Genomic DNA, 4,082 nt, shown 5'->3' on the forward strand with positions numbered 1-4,082 from the left:
TAACTTTTTATAACTTGCAAACGCCATCAGCACAAGCATTGTCATCCTCTTTTTCCAGCATATCCTCACCACCACCATCGCGTGTTGTGTGATAGTAAAGTGTTTTAATGCCATATTTATAAGTCTTTAATAAATCCATTAAAAACAGTTTCATTGGCACTCTATTACCTTCAAATTGTGAGGGGTCGTAATGGGTGTTGGTGGAAATGGATTGATCGACAAATTTTTGCATAATGCCACAAAGTTGCAGGTAGCCTTCGTTGTCTTTAATGTCCCACAATAATTCATATTGATTTTTTAATTTTTCATATTCTGGCACAATTTGCTTCAAGATGCCGTCTTTGGATTGTTTGACTGATACAAACCCTCTAGGTGGCTCAATGCCGTTGGTTGAATTGGAGATTTGTGAAGAGCTTTCGCACGGCATCAAGGCAGTTAAGGTTGAGTTTCTGAGTCCTGTTGATTTAATGTCTTGGCGTAGTGCATCCCAATCCAATTCTAATGCACAATCACAAAAAATATCAATGTCTTTTTTGTAAGAATCAATGGGCATAATGCCTTTTGCATATTGAGTTTCAGAGAACAAAGGGCAGGCGCCCAATTCTTTTGCCAATATATTCGAGGCTTTTAACGCATAATATTGCAAAGCCTCAAAGGTCTTATGAATAAGTTGATTGCCCGACCCGTCAGAATATTTTGCCCCATTTTTGGCTAAATAATAAGCGAGATTGGTCACCCCAATACCGAGTGTGCGACGATTTTTACTGGCAAGTTCGGCTGCTTTTATGGGGTAATCTTGATAATCAAGCAAACAATCTAATGAGCGCACAATAATATCAGTTAGCACCTCAATTTCATCTAAAGAATCTAATGCACCAAGGTTGATTGCTGATAGCGTGCAGAGTGCCACTTCGCCATTTTCATCTTGTACTGAATACAGCGGCTTGGTTGGTAGCGTGATTTCCATACAAAGATTGGATTGCTTAATGGGTGCTTGCTTGGCATCAAAGGCACTGTGGGTGTTGCAATGGTCAACATTTTGTAAATAAATACGCCCTGTGTTAGCGCGTTCTTGCATAAATTTGGTAAACAATTCTCTGGCTTTAATGGTTTGCTTTCTAATTGAATCGTCTTGCTCATATTGCTCGTATAAGCGTTTAAATTCTTCCTGATCAGCAAAAAAAGCATCGTATAAACCCGGTGCATCATGCGGTGAAAATAAAGTAATATTGCCATCTTCAAGAAAGCGCTGATACATCAAGCCATTAAATTGCACGCCATAATCTAAATGGCGAATACGATTTTCGTCTGTGCCTGCGTTATTTTTAAGCACCAATAAACTTTCAATTTCCAAATGCCATAAAGGATAGAATAGGGTGGCAGCACCACCGCGAACCCCGCCTTGAGAACAAGATTTAACCGCCGTATGAAAGTGCTTGTAAAAAGGAATGCAACCTGTGTGTGTCGCTTCACCGCCTCGAATAGGACTGCCAATAGCGCGAATTTTTCCACCATTAATCCCAATACCAGCCCGCTGGGAAACATATTTAACAATTGCACCAGCGGCAGCACTAATTGAGTCCAAATCATCATCTGCCTCAATTAACACACAAGAAGAAAATTGGCGTGTCGGTGTTCTAACACCTGCCATAATAGGAGTGGGAAGAGAAATTTTAAACAAACTCACTGCGTCATAAAAACGCTTCACAATATCCATACGCACACTGGCTTCATATTCTTGAAATAAGCACATACCCACCAGCACATAAAGCAATTGCGGAGATTCGTAAATTTCTCCAGTAACACGATTTTGCACCAAATATTTACCTTCTAATTGTTTAACGGCAGCATAAGAAAATTTCATATCACGCCAATGGTCAATATAAGAATCTAGCGTTTCAATTTCCTCCTGAGTATATTTATTAAGAATGTCTTTGTCGTAAACGCCCAATGCCGTAAATTTCTTAATATGCTCAAAAAGTGGCGGTGGCGTGAAGGATTTAAATGCTTTTTTACGCAAATGAAAAATAGCCAACCGTGCAGCCAAATATTGATAATCTGGCACCTCTGTTGAGATTAAATCTGCCGCTGATTTAATAATGGTTTCATGAATGTCTTCCGTCTTAATGCCATCAAAAAATGCCAACTGCGCATTGATTTCAACTTGGCTAACACTAACGCCTTGTAAGTCTTGCGAAGCCCAGTGCACAACACGATGAATTTTCTCCATATCAATGGATTCTTGTTTGCCATTTCGCTTGGTAACCTGAATGTCTTTTTCCATTTTTCCCTTTGCTTGGTGGTTTAAATGTCTTTTTCCATTTTTCCTGAAAAACACTATATCTAGTGTTTGAAAATTAAAATGGCACTAAATATAGTATATTATATATAATTTTAGCAAAGTTAAGACTGGGTTTAAAAAAATATCAAGCAGGTAAAAAGTGGGTTTTTTGATGATTATTTATGTTTATACAGGAATCTGTTTTTATTGTTGTGCAATGACCTCATAATGTTATAATATGCGAAAATGTAGCGTCTAGTTTTTAGTGGCAGCCCCAAAAGAGCAGAATCAACTCAATGGTTTTTATTTTTGAAGATACCCATAAAAAACATTTATTATAAAAAGGAATCTGTTGTGAAAAAATTTATTTTGTTGTTAGTTGGCGTGGTGGTTTTTTATATTCCAATTTCTTACGGGGATGTGATTGATGTATGTACATCAAAAAACTCCTCAACGAATCAACAACCTACTTATGCATTAAGGATTAATGATAAAGCTATAACTAAATTAGGATCTTATGCAATGCCCGCCCCTGGGAAGTGTGACAGCATACAACTTGCCCTTTCTAGAGAAGATCTGGTAAAAAAAACCATCCATGTTATGTTTTGGACAACTTTGGGTGTTCCTCAGGATATTGGAACCCTGAGTTTTGATAGTGTTTTAGAATTTGAAAGTTGTGAAGTGTATATAGAATATATTAGTTTAGGTCTTTATTATAAAGCACGAGGAGATCAATCTTGTAGCAGTTCTAAAAAAGTAAAGTTACAACATTTTTAAAAGTTAACTTCTTTTTGTTAATTGCTATTCTATCAAATCCACTTCTACCAGTTTATTCTAAAAAAAATACATTGCCAATTAATTTTTACCAAAAAAAACAAACCAAACAATCTTAATTCCAAATATTTATCGTAAAAACCTCTATGTTATCAACTTACCTCATCTACATTTACAAAAAAAAACAGTTATTAAGTCTATGAATAGCACTAGATTTGCAATTTCTATATTTGAATTGGGAGTTTTGCTAATCGCCTATATTTTAGACAAAAACCTTTTTACCTACAACCAGTATTTATCAAGAAGAACAATTAAAAAACCAATGAAAACAATGTTTAAGCCAACCCATATTGAGTAATGATGTTTTTTGAATTTAGACGCTGTAAAATTAATGCATTTGTAACCAAATAGGTAAAATAATTTGAATTATTAACCCATGAGACTTATAAAATTATGACCCCCGAAAAAATAACCGAAAAAACCTACATGGAAATCTTGGGCAATGCATTTTGGCTGTCCAGACAATCTGAATTACATTGTGAACATTATAGTATTTGCGGTTTTTTTGGTTGTATTTCAGAGGGCATTCTACTCGGTCAATACAAATTAATTCGCAATAGTAGAGACATGCCTTTGGCATTTTCTGTATGGGCAAAAGTTGATGACAAAACACTGGATAAATTATTACACAGTGACCACAAAATCACTGCTAACGAATGGAACAATGGAGACAATATATACTTTTTGGAATACATTTGCCCATTCAAACACATTTTTCAATTTAACAGAGAGGTAAGAAAATCGCTACCTCATAAAGCCAAAATATATGCCTTAAGAGTTAAAGTTGCTAAAGATGAAAATAATCAAGCGATACCAAGGAAGCGAATAATGAAACTTGTTAACAATCTCTACTAAGAAAAACATTTATGATATTTACAGTACACCCTTTTTTTTACAGACAAAACACCAGTCCTCATCAAAAACCCACTTTTAACCCTCTATATTCACCCACAAACCCAAGGCTCCC

3 protein-coding genes are annotated in these 4,082 nt (G+C 35.8%); 2 read left to right on the forward strand and 1 reads right to left on the reverse strand.

The genetic code is table 11. The features are described 5' to 3' along the window. Window positions 1-7 precede the first annotated feature (7 nt). Window positions 8-2,284 (reverse strand): class 1a ribonucleoside-diphosphate reductase subunit alpha, encoded by a 2,277-nt coding sequence (gene nrdA / locus MS2017_RS05300; RefSeq protein ID WP_071563357.1) that lies wholly within the window; start codon window positions 2,282-2,284, stop codon window positions 8-10. A gap of 351 nt (window positions 2,285-2,635) precedes the next feature. On the opposite strand from nrdA, the gene MS2017_RS05305 reads away from it, so the two are divergent. Both MS2017_RS05305 and MS2017_RS05310 read left to right on the forward strand, forming a co-directional pair. Beyond that, complete coding sequence (locus MS2017_RS05305) at window positions 2,636-3,058, forward strand: hypothetical protein (RefSeq protein WP_071563356.1); 423 nt, start codon at window positions 2,636-2,638, stop codon at window positions 3,056-3,058. A 450-nt stretch (window positions 3,059-3,508) separates the two neighbouring features. Then, window positions 3,509-3,970: a toxin-activating lysine-acyltransferase gene (locus MS2017_RS05310; protein ID WP_071564642.1), complete on the forward strand. Its 462-nt coding sequence runs from the start codon at window positions 3,509-3,511 to the stop codon at window positions 3,968-3,970. Window positions 3,971-4,082 lie beyond the last annotated feature (112 nt).

This window comes from Bathymodiolus thermophilus thioautotrophic gill symbiont (assembly GCF_003711265.1).
Classification (GTDB): Bacteria; Pseudomonadota; Gammaproteobacteria; order PS1; family Pseudothioglobaceae; genus Thiodubiliella.